At 63.6% G+C, this 16,831-nt stretch carries 17 protein-coding genes, 1 tRNA gene and 1 other RNA gene; 4 read left to right on the top strand and 15 right to left on the bottom strand.

The features are described from left to right. Positions 1-17 precede the first annotated feature (17 nt). Positions 18-332 (bottom strand): hypothetical protein, encoded by a 315-nt coding sequence (locus FB597_RS11210; protein WP_141912124.1) that lies wholly within the window; start codon positions 330-332, stop codon positions 18-20. A 172-nt stretch (positions 333-504) separates the two neighbouring features. Here FB597_RS11210 and FB597_RS20575 point away from each other — a divergent pair, with 172 nt between their 5' ends. The 3 genes from FB597_RS20575 to FB597_RS11195 all read left to right on the top strand — a co-directional run bounded on the left by FB597_RS20575 (position 505) and on the right by FB597_RS11195 (position 1,567). After that, positions 505-783, top strand: coding sequence for a helix-turn-helix domain-containing protein (locus FB597_RS20575; protein WP_141913323.1), 279 nt, complete (start codon positions 505-507; stop codon positions 781-783). Next, positions 739-814, top strand: a tRNA-Thr gene (locus tag FB597_RS11200). Before FB597_RS20575 ends, FB597_RS11200 begins: the two co-directional genes overlap by 45 nt. A 297-nt stretch (positions 815-1,111) precedes the next feature. Continuing rightward, positions 1,112-1,567 carry a DUF2441 domain-containing protein gene (locus FB597_RS11195; protein ID WP_144769570.1) on the top strand — a complete coding sequence of 152 codons (456 nt, stop codon included), beginning with the start codon at positions 1,112-1,114 and terminating at the stop codon, positions 1,565-1,567. Between the two features lie 18 nt (positions 1,568-1,585). Here FB597_RS11195 and FB597_RS11190 read toward each other — a convergent pair whose 3' ends face one another. Beyond that, positions 1,586-1,891, bottom strand: coding sequence for an addiction module antidote protein (locus tag FB597_RS11190; RefSeq protein ID WP_186442772.1), 306 nt, complete (start codon positions 1,889-1,891; stop codon positions 1,586-1,588). Between the two features lie 213 nt (positions 1,892-2,104). Between FB597_RS11190 and ssrA the strand changes: the two genes are divergently transcribed. After that, positions 2,105-2,444: a transfer-messenger RNA gene (gene ssrA / locus FB597_RS11180) on the top strand. Positions 2,445-2,575: 131 nt separating this feature from the next. On the opposite strand, the gene FB597_RS11175 is transcribed toward ssrA, so the two are convergent. From FB597_RS11175 to FB597_RS11115, 13 genes are all read right to left on the bottom strand, one after another. After that, positions 2,576-3,733: an esterase-like activity of phytase family protein gene (locus FB597_RS11175; protein ID WP_144769568.1), complete on the bottom strand. Its 1,158-nt coding sequence runs from the start codon at positions 3,731-3,733 to the stop codon at positions 2,576-2,578. A gap of 30 nt (positions 3,734-3,763) precedes the next feature. Then, a complete protein-coding gene (locus tag FB597_RS11170) occupies positions 3,764-4,672 on the bottom strand; it encodes a nucleoside hydrolase (protein WP_183405764.1) in 909 nt (302 codons plus the stop codon). Continuing rightward, positions 4,669-5,610, bottom strand: coding sequence for a carbohydrate kinase family protein (locus tag FB597_RS11165; RefSeq protein WP_144769566.1), 942 nt, complete (start codon positions 5,608-5,610; stop codon positions 4,669-4,671). The genes FB597_RS11170 and FB597_RS11165 overlap by 4 nt, the downstream gene beginning before the upstream one ends. Continuing rightward, positions 5,607-6,674 carry an ADP-ribosylglycohydrolase family protein gene (locus FB597_RS11160; RefSeq protein ID WP_255517150.1) on the bottom strand — a complete coding sequence of 356 codons (1,068 nt, stop codon included), beginning with the start codon at positions 6,672-6,674 and terminating at the stop codon, positions 5,607-5,609. Before FB597_RS11160 ends, FB597_RS11165 begins: the two co-directional genes overlap by 4 nt. Before the next feature lie 31 nt (positions 6,675-6,705). Next, positions 6,706-7,662 (bottom strand): ABC transporter permease, encoded by a 957-nt coding sequence (locus FB597_RS11155; RefSeq protein ID WP_144769565.1) that lies wholly within the window; start codon positions 7,660-7,662, stop codon positions 6,706-6,708. Further along, positions 7,652-8,785, bottom strand: a complete 1,134-nt coding sequence (locus FB597_RS11150) for an ABC transporter permease (protein WP_144769564.1) — start codon at positions 8,783-8,785, stop codon at positions 7,652-7,654. Before FB597_RS11150 ends, FB597_RS11155 begins: the two co-directional genes overlap by 11 nt. Then, a complete protein-coding gene (locus FB597_RS11145) occupies positions 8,782-10,365 on the bottom strand; it encodes an ABC transporter ATP-binding protein (RefSeq protein WP_144769563.1) in 1,584 nt (527 codons plus the stop codon). The genes FB597_RS11150 and FB597_RS11145 overlap by 4 nt, the downstream gene beginning before the upstream one ends. Next, on the bottom strand, positions 10,362-11,465 hold the full coding sequence (locus FB597_RS11140) for a BMP family protein (protein WP_144769562.1): 1,104 nt from the start codon (positions 11,463-11,465) through the stop codon (positions 10,362-10,364). The genes FB597_RS11145 and FB597_RS11140 overlap by 4 nt, the downstream gene beginning before the upstream one ends. Before the next feature lie 20 nt (positions 11,466-11,485). Then, the gene (locus FB597_RS11135; RefSeq protein WP_255463917.1) at positions 11,486-12,229 is read right to left on the bottom strand and encodes a GntR family transcriptional regulator; all 744 of its coding nucleotides are present in this window, start codon (positions 12,227-12,229) and stop codon (positions 11,486-11,488) included. Positions 12,230-12,299: 70 nt separating this feature from the next. Then, the gene (locus FB597_RS11130; RefSeq protein ID WP_144769561.1) at positions 12,300-12,956 is read right to left on the bottom strand and encodes a MotA/TolQ/ExbB proton channel family protein; all 657 of its coding nucleotides are present in this window, start codon (positions 12,954-12,956) and stop codon (positions 12,300-12,302) included. Positions 12,957-13,018: 62 nt separating this feature from the next. Further along, complete coding sequence (locus FB597_RS11125) at positions 13,019-15,490, bottom strand: TonB-dependent receptor (protein WP_144769560.1); 2,472 nt, start codon at positions 15,488-15,490, stop codon at positions 13,019-13,021. Positions 15,491-15,661: 171 nt separating this feature from the next. Further along, positions 15,662-16,384, bottom strand: a complete 723-nt coding sequence (locus FB597_RS11120; protein WP_255517149.1) for a TonB family protein — start codon at positions 16,382-16,384, stop codon at positions 15,662-15,664. Positions 16,385-16,389: 5 nt separating this feature from the next. After that, complete coding sequence (locus FB597_RS11115; protein WP_144769559.1) at positions 16,390-16,803, bottom strand: biopolymer transporter ExbD; 414 nt, start codon at positions 16,801-16,803, stop codon at positions 16,390-16,392. Positions 16,804-16,831 lie beyond the last annotated feature (28 nt).

Here is a 16,831-nt window from a genome sequence, read left to right as displayed (position 1 = left end):
CGACCCGCTGCGGTTGATTACGCCTTTGCCGCCTCTCCTGCTGCTTCTTTCCCAGTGGGCTTTGCCCCATAGGGATGCAGCCCAATGACGACCGGCACCACTTCGCATTCCCAGTTCACATCAAGGCCAATTTCAGCCAAATACTTGCCCGGACGAGTTTCTTTCAGCGTATTCGGCAACAGAAGTTGACCGATGCGCACGCCCTTATCGGGGCCGGTCACGACGCACTGCGCGCGGTACATATCCCAGGGCTGCCCGGTTTTACGGCTGATGCCAGAAGCATGAGCGACGGCGACGATATCAATCAGATGAGAGTTCACGATTGCGGACATAGCAGTTCCTTTCGATGTTAATGAAGCGTTTAGTTGCCGTTCTGAAAATGTTTACTTGTATAGAGTTTGTATAGATAATGTTTATCCATTCGGAGTAACGCCAAAACATGCTACTCCACACAGGGTAATCCGAGATTACTCCGTTCGAGGTATATTTGCAAGAGGAAAATCGATGAGCTATACAGAAATTTTGAAATTGGCCTTGGACGGCAAGTCGGTGAATTCGCTTGCGAAACAATGGGGCATCCCGCAGCAAACGCTGGACAAGTACGCACGGGGTGAGCGTTTGCCAAGCTTCAAGGCAGCAAAAGCCCTCGCGCAAGCTGCTGGAATCAGTGCCGAAGAGATGCTGGAGTCGTTAGCACTAGAAGAGGAGGCAAGAAAGGGCTATAATCGCGGACTTTCCGCTGATGTAGCTCAGTCGGTAGAGCAACTGATTCGTAATCAGTAGGTCGACGGTTCGATTCCGCCCATCAGCACCAAAACAGAAGCGGCTCACAGCGATGTGAGCCGCTTTTTTCTTTTTCGGTCGGAGCCAACGTCGTAAAATGCAGTCCGCATAATTCAGCGCCTATATCTCCTATTTACAAGCCATTTCCGATACTGGTCAAAAATGGAAAAACTTCCGAACCTCTCTGTGGGATGAGATTCGAGGCTATAGGTGCGATCACACAACACCTGAAATGGGCAAGCCACTGCCCAATGTAGCGTGGCTAAAAATCAATGCATGATCCCAATATGGTCGATGCACCAAAACAAAAAACTAGGGAGAAAATACTATGTCAAATTATTTCCACTGCGCGCCACTCCCGTTAGAACCAGGCAGCATCATTCAGCCTGGTAATTTTGGAAGAATGCTCAACTGCTATCCGCTAAATCAAAATACCAATGCCTGGATGCTGGTTCGAGAATTGGCGTTTGAGAATGCCAGGTTGAACCTAGCGCGCGAGCGCCCCAGCCGCCTAGAATGTGCCTTTGTCATAGATACCATCGAAGATGCTAAGTGGTATCAATATACACACGGCCGATTCAATATCATTTATGAAGTTGAAGCACTAGATGATGTCAGTAATTCTCATAGCACCCCAATCTCACTACTGGACGCACTACCTCAAGAGGCACTTGTTCTGTCGTCATGGCGTTTACGCGCACAGGAATATTGGAGTGGCCGTGGCGACGGCCCCCGTGAGCGACTGATCAATTCGCGACTTCGGATCATCCAACCAATTTCCTGAAGCAACGTTCATCGTCCGTCAGCCGTGAACAGGTTGCACAACCAGGCGCACGCCGAGCGCGACGCATACGCGGTTGATGGTATCAAAGCGAGGGGCAGCATCAGGGCGCAGCGCCTTGTAAAGGGCCTTGCGACTGATACCCGCCGACTTTGCAATTTCTATCATGCCGCGCACGCGGGCGATATCGCCCAGCGCCGAAGCCAGCAAAGCACCGTCGTTCGCTTCCAAAATGTCAGTCAGGTACGCGGCAATATCCTCCTCGCTGTCGAGGTAGGATGCCGCATCGAAGTCGGGTAGATCGGCAATTTTCGTGCGTTCAGTCATTTTCATTCCTTCCATTATTCCAGAGTCGCGGCAAGCGCCTTTGTGCACTTGATGTCCTTGTCTTGCGTGCGCTTCGAACCGCCTACCAACAGCACAACGATTTGCGTTCCGCGCTGATCGATGCGCGGTGCAGCAATGGCGGCCTGAGATCAAGCCGATCGCGCTGAATCGTCTTGAATCGAAGCCAAAGATGGAACCGGCGCGCATGCGGATCCACTCATCGATATTGGTGTAGGCGACATGCGTCGCGCACTCGAGGGCCAACAGTGCCCTGGACGGGGGTTCGATTCCCCCCACCTCCACCCGATGGCATCGCGATGCCTTGGCTGGCCTGACGGGCCGGTGCCATTCGGTGGGGGTGACCTGGTTTCGACAGGGTAGCCAGTAACCCGAGATACATCACGTCAGGCGACCGACGTTAATTGCGCACAACCATAATTGCAAATGACTCGCAATTCCTTGCCTACGGTACTTACTCCTAAGACCCGTTAGCCGAGTTTCCGGCCCCTTCGAAAGAAGGCTTGTGAACAGAAAGGCCGGACCTACTCTGTCGTTAGCAGCGAGAGAAATGTCGAGCGCAAGCGGGGGCTTCGGAAGTCTCCATAGTCGGCAACCGTAGAGGGCGCCACCTGTAGACTGGGGGCACGTTAAAGCTCCCGGCCCGCCTTCGCAGGGCCTTGAAACTCAGGGCGGCAACACCTCGAACGCCAGGACCTGGGTGACTTGCGAAGGCTGGAAATTATTATCCGAAATAAACACCAGGCTATCGTGACCGTTGGCCAGCTTCGGCCCCCATGCCACGCCTTCCAGGTTGTCTACCTTGTCGATGCCCAGCGTGTCGAAGTCCAGCACCAGGCGCTTGGCCGCAGGGGTCACATCGGTGGCCGTCTCCAATGATGGTATCCGGCCAATATCGCTGGCCTGGCTGACGTCCATCTCGTAGAGCCGGATATGAAACTTGAACACCCCGTCGCTGCCCTGCACGCCAGAGCGTTCCAGCGCCAGCAGCCGCCGGTCGTCCACCGCCAGGATTTCGGACAAGCCGTTGTCGGCATAGCGCCCGCCCGGGGCGAAGCGGATAGCGTCGAGCATGTAGGCGTACTGCGCCAGCAGGAGGCCATCGCGGCCGTAACGACTGATGCGCACCGGCGCTCCCTGTTCCAGACTGGCCGGCGCGCCGTCCTGGTACAAGGGACCTTCCATGCCCAGCCACAGGTCGCGGCCATCGGATGAAAAGCTGATCCCCTCGAACGACAGGTTGTTGCGCGAACCCAGTCGCTGCCCGGGATGAACGTCGAACATGCCGCCTACCGGAAAGTGCGCAAGGAAATTGCCGTTGCGGTCGGCCCGCCGCACGAATGGCGACATGCCGTGCGGCCGGCTGCCCTCGCTGGCGTACCAGATGCTGGCGTCGCGGGGATCGATGCGGATCGATTCGAGATCGGGGATATCCCCTGCCCGCCCGGGCCAGTCGGACTTGCCAGGATAGAGCGAGCCATCCGGCTGCCTGAAGAACCTGACGTCTTCCACCGCCAGGCGATGAAAACCGGCCAGGTCGTATTGCAGGCGCAGCACGTAGAAGCGGGCCGGGCTGATCTCGGAGCGATCATCGCTTTGCGCCACCCAGGTATCGGTGGCGGCATCGTAGTCGATACCCGACAGGCCACCGATGACGGTGCCGCGAAATGGCTGGTTCAGCGCAATGCGCTGCTCACCCAGAAAGCGCAAGCTGCCGACACGATGGTCGGCTTGCGTCTCGTGTGGCGCCATCTGCGCGCAGGCCGCCAGCCAAAGGCAGGACGCCATGAGCAACAAGCGCATGCACCAGTAAGAGCGTTTCATAAAAAACTCGTCAAAAGAAGACAAACACCATCAGGGCAACGTGGCAATGCGCTCCAATACCAGCGCCAGCAATGCCGGATTATCGACACCCGTGGCGGCTTGCAGCACCGGGCCCGGGCCGGCGGCGACGCCGAAATGGGCCAGCGCCTTCCCCTCGTCGGGCCCGGCACGAAAATCCACCTCCACCCGGCAGGCTTCCAGGCTGAACAACTGCTCGCGCAACAGGTAAGCCACCGGGCAGACATCGTGCAGCAACGGGTCCATCGCGGCGTAGGCCTGCAGCATGGCGGCGGCGGCCCTGCCGCTGCGGCTGTCCAGATCCGAAAACGAGGCGATCCATGGCCCGCTCATGATGGCCTGGTGCGTCACATCCAGCGCGAACAGCGTAATCGGCGCGCCACTGCGCATGACGATGTCGGCCGCCAGCGGATCGGCATAGAAGTTGAATTCCGCCGCCGGCGTGATATTGCCCGGCACCCGCAAGGCGCCGCCCATGATCGCCAGACGGCCGGCCCGCCGCAAGATCCCGGGCGAGAGCAACTCAGCCAGCGCCAGGTTGGTCAACGGCCCCATGGCCACCAGGTCGATACTAGCGGGCGAATGTTGCCGCAGTATGTCCACCAGCGCGACGGCGGCATGGCCGGCGGCAATCGCGCCGGGCTCGTCCAGCGGCACGCCACCGAGCCCATCCTCGCCATGCACCAGGTTGCAACGCGCATCCCCACCCATCAAGGGGCGTTCGGCGCCGGCATGGACCGGCACCGCCACGCGCCCGGCCAGGTCGAGGATCTTGCGGGCATTGCGGGCCGTGATCGGCGCCGGACGATTGCCGGCCACCGTGGTGACGGCCAGCAAACCGAGTTCGGGGCTGCCGGCGGCCAGCAGCAGCGCCAGGGCGTCGTCTATCCCCGGATCGCAGTCGATGATGGTTGGTTTCACGCAGGCTCCTCTGGCAACATGCCATGTTGCAGCACCAACGCCACCCGGTCCCGGTCGGCCAGCCCGGCGCGGGCGCCCAGCGCGGCCACCGTACAGCTGGCCGCGGCGCAAGCAAAGCGCAGCGACGCGGGCAGCGCCTGCCCCTCCAGCCGGGCGCACAGGTAAGCGGCATTGAAGCTGTCGCCGGCGCCCGTGGTGTCCAGCACCGTTGCCGGAAAAGCGGCATGGCGCGTATGAGCGCTGTGGTCCATCGCCACGGCGCCATCAGCGCCGAGCGTCACCACGACTTCACTGGGCCCCAGCGCCAGGACCTGGCGCATCGCCTCCGGCGTGGGCGCCTGGCCGGTGCCTGCAAAAAAGCCGGCCTCGTTGAAGAAGACGATATCGGCCAGCGCCGCGCGGCGCTGCATCTGCCCGGCGTCGGGCGCGACCGCCGCTTCGAGATCGATGGCGATGCGCACCCCGGCCTGGCGGGCGTGATGGCACAAGCGCGCGAACTCGTCGTAGTCATAGGGCATGGCATACATCCATCGGGCCTGCGCCATGGCCTGCGCCAGGCGCTCGTCCCGCAGCGGCGCGACCGGCATGGGCAGGTAGATGATCGACTTCTCGCCCGACGGCGCCAGCACCGCAATGGCCGAGGCCGAAGGCGTATGCGCGGCGGTCGACAACCATTGCGTTGCCACCGCATGATCGCTCAACGAACCCCGCAGCAGCGCGGCATAGGCATCGTCGCCGGTGCGGCCGAACAGGGCCGAACGCAGTCCCAGGCGCGCGGCGGCGCAGGCGACGTTGGCGGTGGTGCCGCCGGGCCAGATGCCCAGCGACTGCCCAAGCGCCTTGCCGCCCGCCGGCGGCAGCGCATCGGCGCGCAGCATGATATCGGCCACCGGGTCGCCAAAGGCCAGCAGGTCGTAGGGACGCGACGCCGCCATCATCGCAATGCCCCGAGATTGGCAACGGCAATGCGATGCAAGCCATCGGCCATTTGCTCCAGGTCGAAGTCGGCCCGATTGACCTGCAGAAATTCCTCCAGCAGATCGGCCGGCAATGCCGCCGAACCGCGCAGGGCGCCGGCCACTGCCCCGGCCATGGTGGCGATGGAATCGGTATCGTTGCCGATCGACGAACACAGGGCGATGGTGCGCAGCGGGTCGCCCTGGGCATAGCGCAGCACACCCAGCGCGGCCGGCACCGATTCGGCCGCCAGTACCGAATTACCGACCATCTTTTCCATGTCGACCAGGAATGCGTAATCGTCATGCGCCTCGTCGGCGATGCGCAAGGCCATGTCCAGGCGCGCCAGGTAATTGGGGCCGGCCACGCTGCGCGCCTGCTGGCGCGCCAGTTGCTCGCCGATGCGCCCGCCCTGCACCGCCGCCGCGATGACCTCGGCCAAATCGCCTGCCACCAGCGCCTGGGCGACAGCCGCGGCAATCGAACAGGCGGCCGAGATCGCCACATCGGTATCGTGCGAAGGCAGGCAAGTGACCAATGCCTGGGCGCAGGCGCCCTCGATATCGCCCGGGTGCACCAGCCCCGCCGGCGCCACCCGCATGGCGGCGCCATTGGTGATGCCGATGGTGGTCATCTTGCGCCGCGAGCGGCCGATGATGCCGACATCGTTGACGTCGCCCCCCTCCTGCAACGCCTTGACCATCAAGGCCGTGCTGGGGCCCATGAATCCGGCCTTGGGGCTGGTCGCGGCCCAGTCCAGCAGGCACGCTACCCATCCATCGTAGTCGAGCTCGCCGCCGGCCGCGATCAGTGCGCGCGCCAGGTAGTACATCTGGCTGGCATCGTCGGTGACCTCGCCGCGCAGCCCGGCATTGGCGCCGGCAAAGGTGTCATCGGGCGGCGTGCCGAAACGGGTCACCAGGCCGCCGTGGCGAGCGGCGATCTCTTCGATGCTCCATTGTTCGGTCTGCGCGCCCAGGGCGTCTCCCATTCCGGCCAGCGCCAGCGAGGCGAAGATCCGGTCCCTCAAGGTAATACTGCTCACATGCGTCTCCAGTTATGTGTTGCGCTTGCCATTACATGCCTGCCCGGCGGCGGCGAACCCCGGCCACTGCCAGCGCCAGCAAGGTCACCAGTGGCGGCAACAGGTAAATCAATTGCGGCGGGATGCGCGACGCCCCCAGTTGCGTGGCCAGCACCGCGCTGGCGCCGAACAGCACCGAAGCGACCACCGCGCCGCGCATGGCGCGGGCGCCGACAAACACCGCCGCCAACGCCAGGAAGCCGCGCCCGGCCGTCATGTCGGCCTGGAACAGGCTGAGGTAGCCCAGGCTCAGGTAGACGCCGCCCAGCCCGGCCAGCACGCCCGACAGCAGCAGCGCCAGATAGCGCATGCGCTTGACCGGGATCCCGGCCGCGGCTGCCGCCAGCGGGTTCTCGCCGACAGCGCGCAGCCAGACTCCCCAGCGCATCCTGCGCAAGAACCACCACAACGCAGGTATCGCCAGCAGCGCCGCATACAACAACACGTGATGGCCGGTCCGCTGCTCGCCATTGAGCAACAGGTCGAGCACCGGCCAGTCTTGCAGCCCCGGAACATGCACAGCGGGCAACACCGGGCTGTCGAGGCTGGCGGTGGAGCCCTTGTCGCCGGTCACGGACGCCATCAGCAACACCGTCAGGCCAGCCGCGAGGATATTGATGGCGATGCCTGCGACAATCAGGTCGGCGCCCCACTCCAGATGAAAAACCGCCAACAGGCCCACCATCAGCAGCGCCGCCAGCAAGCCGCCGCCGCACCCGATCCAGGGATAAAAAACAGGAGCGAGACCGGGAAACCAGTGTGCCGCCTGTACCGACACCAATACGGCAAAGAACGCCGCCACCAGCATCAAGCCTTCAAGGGCGACGTTAATGCAACCGGCGAGGTCCGACACCAGCCCGCCCAGCGCCGCCAGCAGGATGGGGGCAGTAGCGCGCAGGATGGCCGGCAACAGTCCGGCCGCCAGCAGCATCCAGGCCTCATGCGCCATGGCGTCCTCCCCGTCGGGCGCGCCAGTCCAGCCACAAGCCGGCCAGCGCCGGCCCCATGCGCTCGGACACAACGAACAGGATCATCAGCGCCTGGATCACCAGCACCATCTCGCGCGAGACGTCGGTGCTGCGTTCCATGGCCAGCGCGCCGGTGCGCAACCAGGCATACAGCAGCGCCGCCAGCGGCACCGCACGCGGATTGTTGCGCGCCAGCAGCGCCACCAGCAGCCCTTCGTAGCCAAGCCCGGTGGGCAAGTCCACCGGCAGCCGCTTGAGCAAGCCATGGCTGACATGAACGCCAGCCAGCGCGGCGAACGCGCCGCCCAGCGCCATCGACAGCCAGATGGTGCGCTGTACCGGCAGCCCGGCCTGGCGGGCAAAGGCCGGCGCCTCGCCCACCACGCGGATCTCGTAGCCCAGCGTGGTGCGCATCAACAGCACCCAGGCCAGCCATACCATTGCCGGCAGCGCCAGCAGCATCACGGTGACGTTGGTATGGGCCAGCAACACCGGCAATTGCAAACCCGGCGCCAGCATGGGCGTGACGATGAAACCGGCCGCCGGGTCGCGCAGGATGTCGGTGACGACCCAGCGATAGAATTGCACGGCGATGATATTGAGCATCAGCGTGCTGACGATTTCATTGATGTCGAAGCGCACCTTGAGCAGGCCCGGCACCGCCCCCCAGGCAAAGCCGGTGATGCAGGCGGCGGCAAACGCCAGCGGCAGCGCCGCATACCAGGGCCCGGGCCACCACAGGCTGGCGGCGGTGGCTGCCAGCGCCCCGAGAAACAGCTGGCCATCCGCGCCCAGCGAGAACTGGCGCGCCCGAAACGGCAAGCTCACCGCCAGGCCAAGCAGGCACAGCGTGATGGCGTCTTCGATCACGGCCCCGAAGCGCACCATGCGGGTCAGTTGCCAGCCGTCCGCCGCGCTCCAGTCCAGGCGCGGCATCGGACCGGTCAACAGCACCAGGAACGCCCGCAGCGGTTGGTCGCTCACCGCCAGCGTGATGACAAAACCGACGGCCAGCGACGCCAGCAAGGCCAACGGCAGGCGCCAGCGCTGCGCCAGCGCCTGCCGTTGCAACTGCTGCTGCAAGAGCGGATTGGCCGGGGTCATGGCGCAACGCCTGACAGCGTAAAGGGCGCATCCAGGGTCGCCGCCGCATCGGCTTGCCGGCGTGTTCCGGTCATGTAGGGCCCAAGGGTTTCGGCCGCCAGGCCGCGGCTGGCAAAGTGCGCTACCAGCTCGCCGCCGGCCATGACCGCCACCCGGTCCGACAGCGACAGCAATTCGTCCAGGTCGGCCGAGATCAGCAACACCGCGCTACCCGCCTCGCACAGCGCCGCCAACAGCGACTGCAGGCTGCGCGCGGCGCCGATATCGACGCCGCGGGTGGGCTGGCTGGCGATCAGCAGGCGCGGCGCGCTGGCGGTCTCGCGCCCCAGCACCACCTTTTGCATGTTGCCGCCGGACAGCGTTCCGATCAGGTCCGCGGGCGATGCCGCTTTCACACCGCAGCGTTCAACCACCTGCCGGGCCGCCGCACTGATGGCGGCCGGGTCCAGCCAGCCGCGCAGCGACAGCGGACGCCGGTGATATTGCGTGGCGATGACGTTGTCGGCAATGCTCATGTTGAGCGCCACGCCGTCGTGCAGGCGGTCTTCGGCGATGGCCGCCACGCCGCAATCGCGTACCGCCCGCACATCCAGGCCGGTAATGCGCCGTCCGTCGATACTGGCCTGCCCGCCCTGCGCTGCATGCTGCCCCAGCAAAACCCTGGCCAACAGGTCCTGGCCATTGCCTTCGATGCCGGCGATGCCGAGGATTTCACCGGCCGCGATATCGAACGACAGCGGACCCATTGCATGCCCGCCGTGGGCATGCGCCTGCAATGCGCGCACCGACACCAGCGGCACGCTGGCGCGTGCGCCCGGATCGCGCAATGGCAGCGGCGCGGGCGCCGTGCCGACGATCATGTGGTCCAGTTGCGCCGGCGTGGTATCCCGCAGCGACCCGGCGCCGCTCACGCGTCCCCGGCGCAATACCGTGAAGCGGTCGGCGACGGCGCAGATGTCGGCGGTCTTGTGCGAGATCAGCACCACCGTCAGCCCTTGGGCCACCATGTTGCGCAAGGAATCGAACAAGGTATGCGCCTCCTGCGCCGCCAATACCGCCGTGGGTTCATCCAGCAGCAGGATGCGCGCGCCGCGGTACAGCGCCTTGAGAATCTCGACCCGTTGCTGCACCCCGATGGCCAGGCTGCCGGCCTTGGCAAGCGGATCGACTTGCAACCCGAAGTGGCGCGACAGCGCGCGTACCCGCTCTACCGCTGCGCGCCGGTCGAGGCAAACGCCACGCACGGGCTCCGCGCCCAGCACGATATTGTCGGCCACGCTGAATGACGGCAGCAGTTGCAGGTGTTGCGGCACCAGCCCGATGCCGGCAGCAATGGCCGCCGCCGGATTGGGCAGGTGCAGTTCCTGTCCTTGCATCCGCAACTGGCCGCTGCCGGGCTGTTCCAGGCCATAGAGCATCTTCATCACGGTTGACTTGCCGGCGCCGTTTTCGCCGACGATGGCGTGGATCTCGCCGGCATGGATCGCCAGGCAGACATCGTCGCTGGCCAGGGTACCGTTGGGATAGACCTTGGAGACATGCCGCAGCTCAAGCAAAGGGACGCGCTGACTGTGGTTCACCCGGGACTCCCCGCTCGCGCCAGGGCGCTGGGTATCTGCAGCCTGCCCGCCACGATATCGGCGCGCACCGCGTCGAGCCGCGCGCCAATGGCGGCAGGCGCACTGTCCATCACTTGCGAGTGCGGCGCCAGCCCGACCCCGCCTTCGGCCAGCCCCAGCGAGCGGGCGCGTCCCCACGGCAGCTGCCCTTGCAAGTGCTGGCCCAGCGCGCCGACGATGGCCACGTCGATGTTCTTCATCACCGATGTCACGATGGCGCCGGCGCGCTGGGGATTGCTGCGGTAGGCCAATGCGTACTGGTCAAGATCAACGCCGATGGCATAGCGGTGCGCCTGGCTGACCGCTTCGTTGACGCCCTGCCCGGTGGCGCCGGCGGCGTGGAAGATCAGGGCCGCGCCTGCGGCCATCTGGGCATTGGCGATGTCCTTGCCGGCCGCAGGATCGGAAAAACCGTTGGCATACTGGCTAGCCACCACGATGGCGGGGTCGAAGGCGCGGGCGCCGGCCCGAAAACCGATCATGTAGTCCTCGATCACGGGAAACTGCATGCCGCCGACAACGCCCAGGCTGCCATTGGCGGCCACGCCCGGCAGTACCCGCTCGCGCAGCAGCATTGCAGCCAGATAGCCGGCCAGATAGGCGCCTTCGTTCTGGCGAAACAGGATGGAGTGAACATTGGCGCATGCGCAGTGCGCATAATCGACGGCGGCATCGAAGACGATGAAGCGCATGCGTGGAAACTGCGCCGCCAGCTTTTGCACATAAGGCACCATGGTGAAGGTGCCCGCGACGATCAGGTCATACTCGCCGCTATCGGCTAGATCGGCCAGGGCCGATTCCCAACGGGTCGGATCGGCGCCGCCCTCGACGATTCTGGTCGTCACCGGCAACGTCTGGCGTGCCTGACGCATGCCGGCCGCCGCCGAATCGAAGAACGATTTGTCGCCCAGCGTGCCATTGACGAACAACACAGCCCGCAACCGGCTGCCGCCCGCGCCCGCATCGACGCGGTCGGCCAGGCGCCCCAGCAGCGACAGCGCGATCACGGCGGCAATGCCCCACGCCATGCGTTTCAACAGGATATTCAGTGTCTGTGTCATCGATGGCGGGAGTGGCCGCTTCAGCTCATGCCGCCGCTATGCTTGGCGATGCGGGTACGGTAACGATACGTGGAGACGTATTTCATCAGGCAGTATTCGATCGGCTGGCGGCGATCCGACAAGGTGATGCGCTCGCACACCAGCAACGGGTCGCCCGCACCGATGCCGAGCAACTGCGCGTCCTCGGCATCGGCGGCGCCCGCGCACAGGTTCTCGACCGCTTCGGCCGGCTCAAAGGCAAACTCTGCCGTCAGCAACTTGTAGAGCGACCCGGCCTTTTCGATCTGGCTGCGACTGATCCTGGCGCCGCGCGGCAACACCAGGTAGGCATCATGCAGGCCCACCGGCGCATCGTCGATCAGGCGGATACGGCGCACCCGCACCAGCGGCGTGCCCGGCTCCAGGTTGAGCAGGTTGGCGATGGCCATGCTGGCGCCGACCGTTTCGATGGCCAGGATACGCTGGCCGGGTACGCCGCCGCGGTTGCCCGTATCTTGCGAAAAGCTGTCGATGAAACGGGTAGTACCGCGCACGATCGCCGGCGACACGAACGTGCCTCGACCATGATCGCTGTAGATGATGCCGCGCTCTTCCATGAAGCGCACCGCCTTGCGTACGGTGTCACGACTGACTTCATAACGCTCTGCCAGTTCACGCTCGGGCGGCAAGGCCTGGTTGTCGGTGAGCACGCCGCGGTCAATGGTGTCGCGGATGATATCGGCCAGCCAGCGATAACGCGGCTGCACTGCTTCGGTGGTGTCCATAGATTTTTTCATGACGCGGATATTACATTGGTACGTACCAATTGTAAATCGCGACCTTCCCGACAGGATCTCAACCCACAGCCTGCATCGGATGCCGTTCCGGGCGCCCGGTCTGGCTCTCCCGTTCTTCGCCATGCACCACGCCGGCGGCGCGCAGCAGCAGTTCCTTGAGCTGGTCGTTGAGGCGATCGGCGCACTCCCGCAGGTAGTTATAGAACAGCAGGCCGAACAGCGCAATGGAAATGCCCAGCGCCGTCGCATAGAGCGCCGTGCCGATCCCTTTGGACACGCCCGACGGATCCGAGATGCCGGATGACGCCAACACCGAAAAGGTATCGATGATGCCCAGGATGGTGCCCACCAGGCCCAGCAGCGGCGCGGCCGTGACGATGGTGTCGAGCACCCACAGGCGTGCATTGACGCGCGACTTGCCGGCGATGTAGATGGCCTCGCCCAAGTCTTGCAGCCGAGTCTGGTCCGACACTGCCGCATGCGCCTCCAGCGCTTCGCGCACCAGTTGCACGGGCACCGTCTTGCGTTCCAGCATGGCCGGATCGAGTTGCGGCTTGAAATGGGTATGCGCGCTCATCGAATGCAGCAGTTTTCCGGCATCGCGCGAACCGAACCAGAAAAATAACTGTCGTTCGACGATCAGAAACACCGCCAGCGCGGCGGCCGCATACATCGCATAAAAGGTCAGGTCGTGAAACAGCTGGATGGCGTTCATGTGAATTCCTTGTAAAGGATGCGCCGCTGACCGCGCGGCGCATCGGACAAATCAGGCCCGGCTCAGAAATCGCTGCTGAACGAAACCTGGAAGGTGCGCGGCGCCCCGGTATAGAACACTGGCGCCGACGCCGCGGCAATGGCAGCGCCGTTGGTGCCGGTGGTGGCGTTGGCATTGGTGGTGAAGCTCGATCCGCTGGGGCCGTTCATGCTCAGGTACTTGCGGCTGAACAGGTTGAACAGCTGGAAGCGGATGGTCGGGTTCTGCATGAACATCGCCTTGTTGAAACGGTAGCCTGCCCCGAGATCGAACAGGGTGTAGCCGCCCACGGCATCGTCGTTGACCAATGTGGTGTAACGCCGGCCGACATAGCGTCCCTGCGCGGTGGCATAGAACGGGCCGCTGTTGTACTGCAGCGCCAGCGAACCAAGCCAGTCGGGCGTATCGGGCATCTTCTTGCCGGAAGTCGACAAGGTGGTCGCAGTACCGTTGGCGGCACGCACCGCCACCTTGTCGTCAAGCATGCTCGAATCGGTACGGGTCAGCGAGCCATACAGGTTCCAGTTGCCGTTCATCTTGTAGCCGGCTTCCAGTTCGAGGCCAAAGGTGCGGGACTTGCCGACGTTGAACTGGGTGGTCAGGTTGGACGCCGGATCGTACTGACTGGCGATACGGTCGCGGAAATCGACATAGAACAGCGAACCGGAGAACGTCAGCTGGCTACCCGCGTAGCGGTATCCCAGATCGAAGTTGTTGGACTTCTCGGCGCTCACGCGAGGCGAGCCGATCCGCACCGGAATCACGGCGCCTGCCGCATTGCGGGCCACCAGCACGCCATTGACAATCGATGTCGTGTAATTGGACGAAGCGGCGGTCTGGGCCAGGCCGGTATTGGCATTGTTTTCCGGCGCGCGGGCATTCTGGCCGGCGTTGAAGAAGGCCGACTGGGTTTCGGTCAATTGCAGCCGCAAGCCGAGGTTGCCCAGCGTATTGGTAAAGGTCTGGTCGACCGTATAGTCAGCGCCATTGCCATTCGCCGTCACTCCGCTGGCGATGTTATTGAAATTGCGCTTGACCTCCTGGCGCTTGACGCCCAGTTGCACGTTAAGGCGATCGTTCATCATGGTGAAGCTGTCCTGCAGGAAAATGGTATGCGCGTCGACCTTGGTCTTCCAGTTTCGTGCCGCGTTGTAGGGTGTGCCGTCTGCATACTTCAGGTAGCCGCTGGTATTGCGCAGCCAGTAATCGGAACTGTTGCCGTTTCTGTCGATGGACACGAACGGACTATATTGCTTGGAGGTGCCGCTATCGAACCACAGGCCGGCAGACAGGTTGTGATTGGCCAACTGATAGTTGACCTTGGTGGTGACGCCCCAGCGATCGGTCTGGCTGATGTTGCTGCCATAGCCGAGGATGGTGTCGAGCGTGTCGCCGTCGCCGTTGATGTCGCCAATGCCGCCATGCAGCAGGCCCGCGCCGCGCGCTTCCGACACGCTTATCAACTGGTTGCCGCCGGTGCCGTAGCCGTAGATGTAATAGGGATTGAAATCAAGACTGGCCTTGGGTGACAACTGCCAGTGGTTGATCATCGACACCTGGTAATTCTCGAACGGGTTGTTATTGAAACCCTGGAAGTTGTTGAGAATGGCAGCGTTGGCAGTGGCTTCATTCTGTGCCGTGCCGGCCACCGGCGTCAGATGCCTGGGCGGCGTGGTGCCGTATTCGTAGTTATAGCCAAAACGCGCCAGGTCGGCCTTGCTGGCGGCGCGGTAGTTGGCGTTGTCCATCCTGTTCCACAAGAAAGCCAGCTTCGAATAGCTGCCGCCGCCGAAGTCGAACACCAGCTTGGAATCGACGTGTTCGCGCCTGGCGCTGCCGCTTCCCTTGAATTTGTCGGCGGACGCCTTGGACATCGAGATAAAGAACTTGGCGCGCCCATCGGCGAACTTGCCCGTATCGATACGAACGAACTGCTTGTTGTAGTTATTGGCGCCCACAGCGAAATTGAACTTGCCGCCCAGCGTATCGCGCGGATCACAGGTGTTGATGCCCAGGTTGCCGCCGCTGGCGCCTACGTGCGGCGCTTCCATGTCGCCACTGCCCTGGGTCAGGAACACGTCGCAGGTGTTCTCGGGATCGGCGAACTCCTGGATGCTGATCGAGTAGTTGAGCGAGTCGTTGAGCGGCGCGCCATCCAGCGTCAGCCCCATCTGGTTGGCGTTATAACCGCGCACCCGCAGCGTGCCGCCGAACAGCCCTGTGCCATCCTGGTCGAAGGTCGACACCCCTGGCAGGTTCTGGATCATCTGGAACGCGGTCGAGGTCGATCCCATCTTCTCGATCGCTTCGCGGGTGACCGAGCTGCGCGCCTTGGGCGCGTCGTCCTGCTGGATCAGGCCGGCGCCAGGCGCCTGGTTCTGCCCCTGCACGGTGATCTGGCCGAGATCGCTGGTTTCCTGGGCGACAGCCAATGTGGCATCCGCCAGAAACAGGCTCGACACCAGTAGCGCGAGCTTCTTGACTTTCAATTTCATGTTGTTACTCCCCGATAGGTTTGTTCTTGGTAACCGCGCCGGATACGCGGACGTGTGGATCCGGATGCCTAAGAACCGCCAACAAAACGCCGCTGGCCGCGTTGCGCCTCCTTGCCGCACCTTCGTACTGCCTGCGTCGGCGCGCCTTGCCAGCAGCGTTTTTTAGCGGCTCTAGATTCCGGCAGGTGTGAACTGCAAATCGACGACAAAACGGTGTTGCGACTGCCCCGGCCGGAACTGCTCTGGAAAGGCCGGAAAACTTCCCATGCCCACGCTCTTGCGCGCGGCCTGGTCCAGCAGCATCGAATTGGATGACTCTTCGATCCCCATCTCCACCACCGATCCATCGCGCCTGAGGACGAACCACACCTTTACCGTGCCCTGCGGCCGCTGCAGGCTGGCTTCGCGTCCGGTCGGATAGCGCTTGACCGAATTGAGGTAAGCCCGCACGCGGCCGATGAATTCGGCATCGACATCAACCTTGGGTGCGGCCGGTACTGGCGTCGTTACTGGCGTCGTTACTGGCGTTGGTGCTGGCGTCGGTGCGGTCGACACCGGGGCCGCCGGCGTCGGGGCGACCGGCATCGGCTTGCTTGCCGGCTGCGTGGGCGCCGGCGTGGATGTGGCTGGCTCTGCCGCCGGCGCCGGCTTGGGTGGCGCCGGCGGGCGAGCCGGCTGCACCTGCGGCTTGGGCGGCACGGGTTCAGGAGGAGACGGCGGCGCCGGCTTGGGCGGCTCCAGCTGGGCCATGTCGATGATCTCCAGCTTGACCGGCGTCTCTTCCCTGGGGGTCAGCGGCTTGAGCTCGCGCAGGCCGGCCGCGGACAGAAACAGCACCAGCCCCGCCGCCGGCAACATGGCGATCCAGTCCCGCTGGCTGTAGAGGATCTGCATCGTCGTCACTTGCGCCTGGACACGAAAGAGATGGCATCGAAGCCATTGCCCTTGAGCGTATCCATCAGGTCGATCACACGCTGGAATTCGACCTTCTGGTCGGCATTGACGATCAGCGTGAGCTTCTTGCCAGGTTCGCCGGCCTGCAACTGCTGCAAGCCCGGCACCAGTGCGCCTGCGGCGATGTCTCGTCCCTCCAGTTGCAATTCGCCATCCAGGCCCAGCGTGATGCGGGCGATGTGCAACGTCTGCAGGTTGCTGGTGCTGGAAGACGATGGCAGCGACGTCTTCACCCCCATCGCCGGAATCACGTTCAGGCTCAACAGCACGAAGAACACCAGCAGGAACATCATCACGTCGATCATCGGAATGATCTCGATACGCGCCCTGCGTTTTTCGGTTTCGCCCCAACTTCTCATCGCCACCCCTCCATTGATCAGCTCACCC

Origin of the sequence: Herbaspirillum sp. SJZ099 (genome assembly GCF_007828355.1) — a bacterium.
In the GTDB taxonomy this organism is placed as follows: domain Bacteria; phylum Pseudomonadota; class Gammaproteobacteria; order Burkholderiales; family Burkholderiaceae_D; genus Herbaspirillum.
The sequence above is the reverse complement of the archived record's forward strand: the minus strand, read 5'-3'. Positions and strand labels throughout refer to the sequence as shown.

Bases quoted from the DNA above. Each gene is read 5' to 3' on its own strand.
- FB597_RS11210 (WP_141912124.1), bottom strand. From the start codon at position 332: ATGTCCGCAATCGTGAACTCTCATCTGATTGATATCGTCGCCGTCGCT.
- FB597_RS20575 (WP_141913323.1), top strand. From the start codon at position 505: ATGAGCTATACAGAAATTTTGAAATTGGCCTTGGACGGCAAGTCGGTG.
- FB597_RS11195 (WP_144769570.1), top strand. From the start codon at position 1,112: ATGTCAAATTATTTCCACTGCGCGCCACTCCCGTTAGAACCAGGCAGC.
- FB597_RS11190 (WP_186442772.1), bottom strand. From the start codon at position 1,891: ATGACTGAACGCACGAAAATTGCCGATCTACCCGACTTCGATGCGGCA.
- FB597_RS11175 (WP_144769568.1), bottom strand. From the start codon at position 3,733: ATGAAACGCTCTTACTGGTGCATGCGCTTGTTGCTCATGGCGTCCTGC.
- FB597_RS11165 (WP_144769566.1), bottom strand. From the start codon at position 5,610: ATGATGGCGGCGTCGCGTCCCTACGACCTGCTGGCCTTTGGCGACCCG.
- FB597_RS11155 (WP_144769565.1), bottom strand. From the start codon at position 7,662: ATGGCGCATGAGGCCTGGATGCTGCTGGCGGCCGGACTGTTGCCGGCC.
- FB597_RS11150 (WP_144769564.1), bottom strand. From the start codon at position 8,785: ATGACCCCGGCCAATCCGCTCTTGCAGCAGCAGTTGCAACGGCAGGCG.
- FB597_RS11140 (WP_144769562.1), bottom strand. From the start codon at position 11,465: ATGACACAGACACTGAATATCCTGTTGAAACGCATGGCGTGGGGCATT.
- FB597_RS11135 (WP_255463917.1), bottom strand. From the start codon at position 12,229: ATGGACACCACCGAAGCAGTGCAGCCGCGTTATCGCTGGCTGGCCGAT.
- FB597_RS11130 (WP_144769561.1), bottom strand. From the start codon at position 12,956: ATGAACGCCATCCAGCTGTTTCACGACCTGACCTTTTATGCGATGTAT.
- FB597_RS11125 (WP_144769560.1), bottom strand. From the start codon at position 15,490: ATGAAATTGAAAGTCAAGAAGCTCGCGCTACTGGTGTCGAGCCTGTTT.
- FB597_RS11120 (WP_255517149.1), bottom strand. From the start codon at position 16,384: ATGCAGATCCTCTACAGCCAGCGGGACTGGATCGCCATGTTGCCGGCG.
- FB597_RS11115 (WP_144769559.1), bottom strand. From the start codon at position 16,803: ATGAGAAGTTGGGGCGAAACCGAAAAACGCAGGGCGCGTATCGAGATC.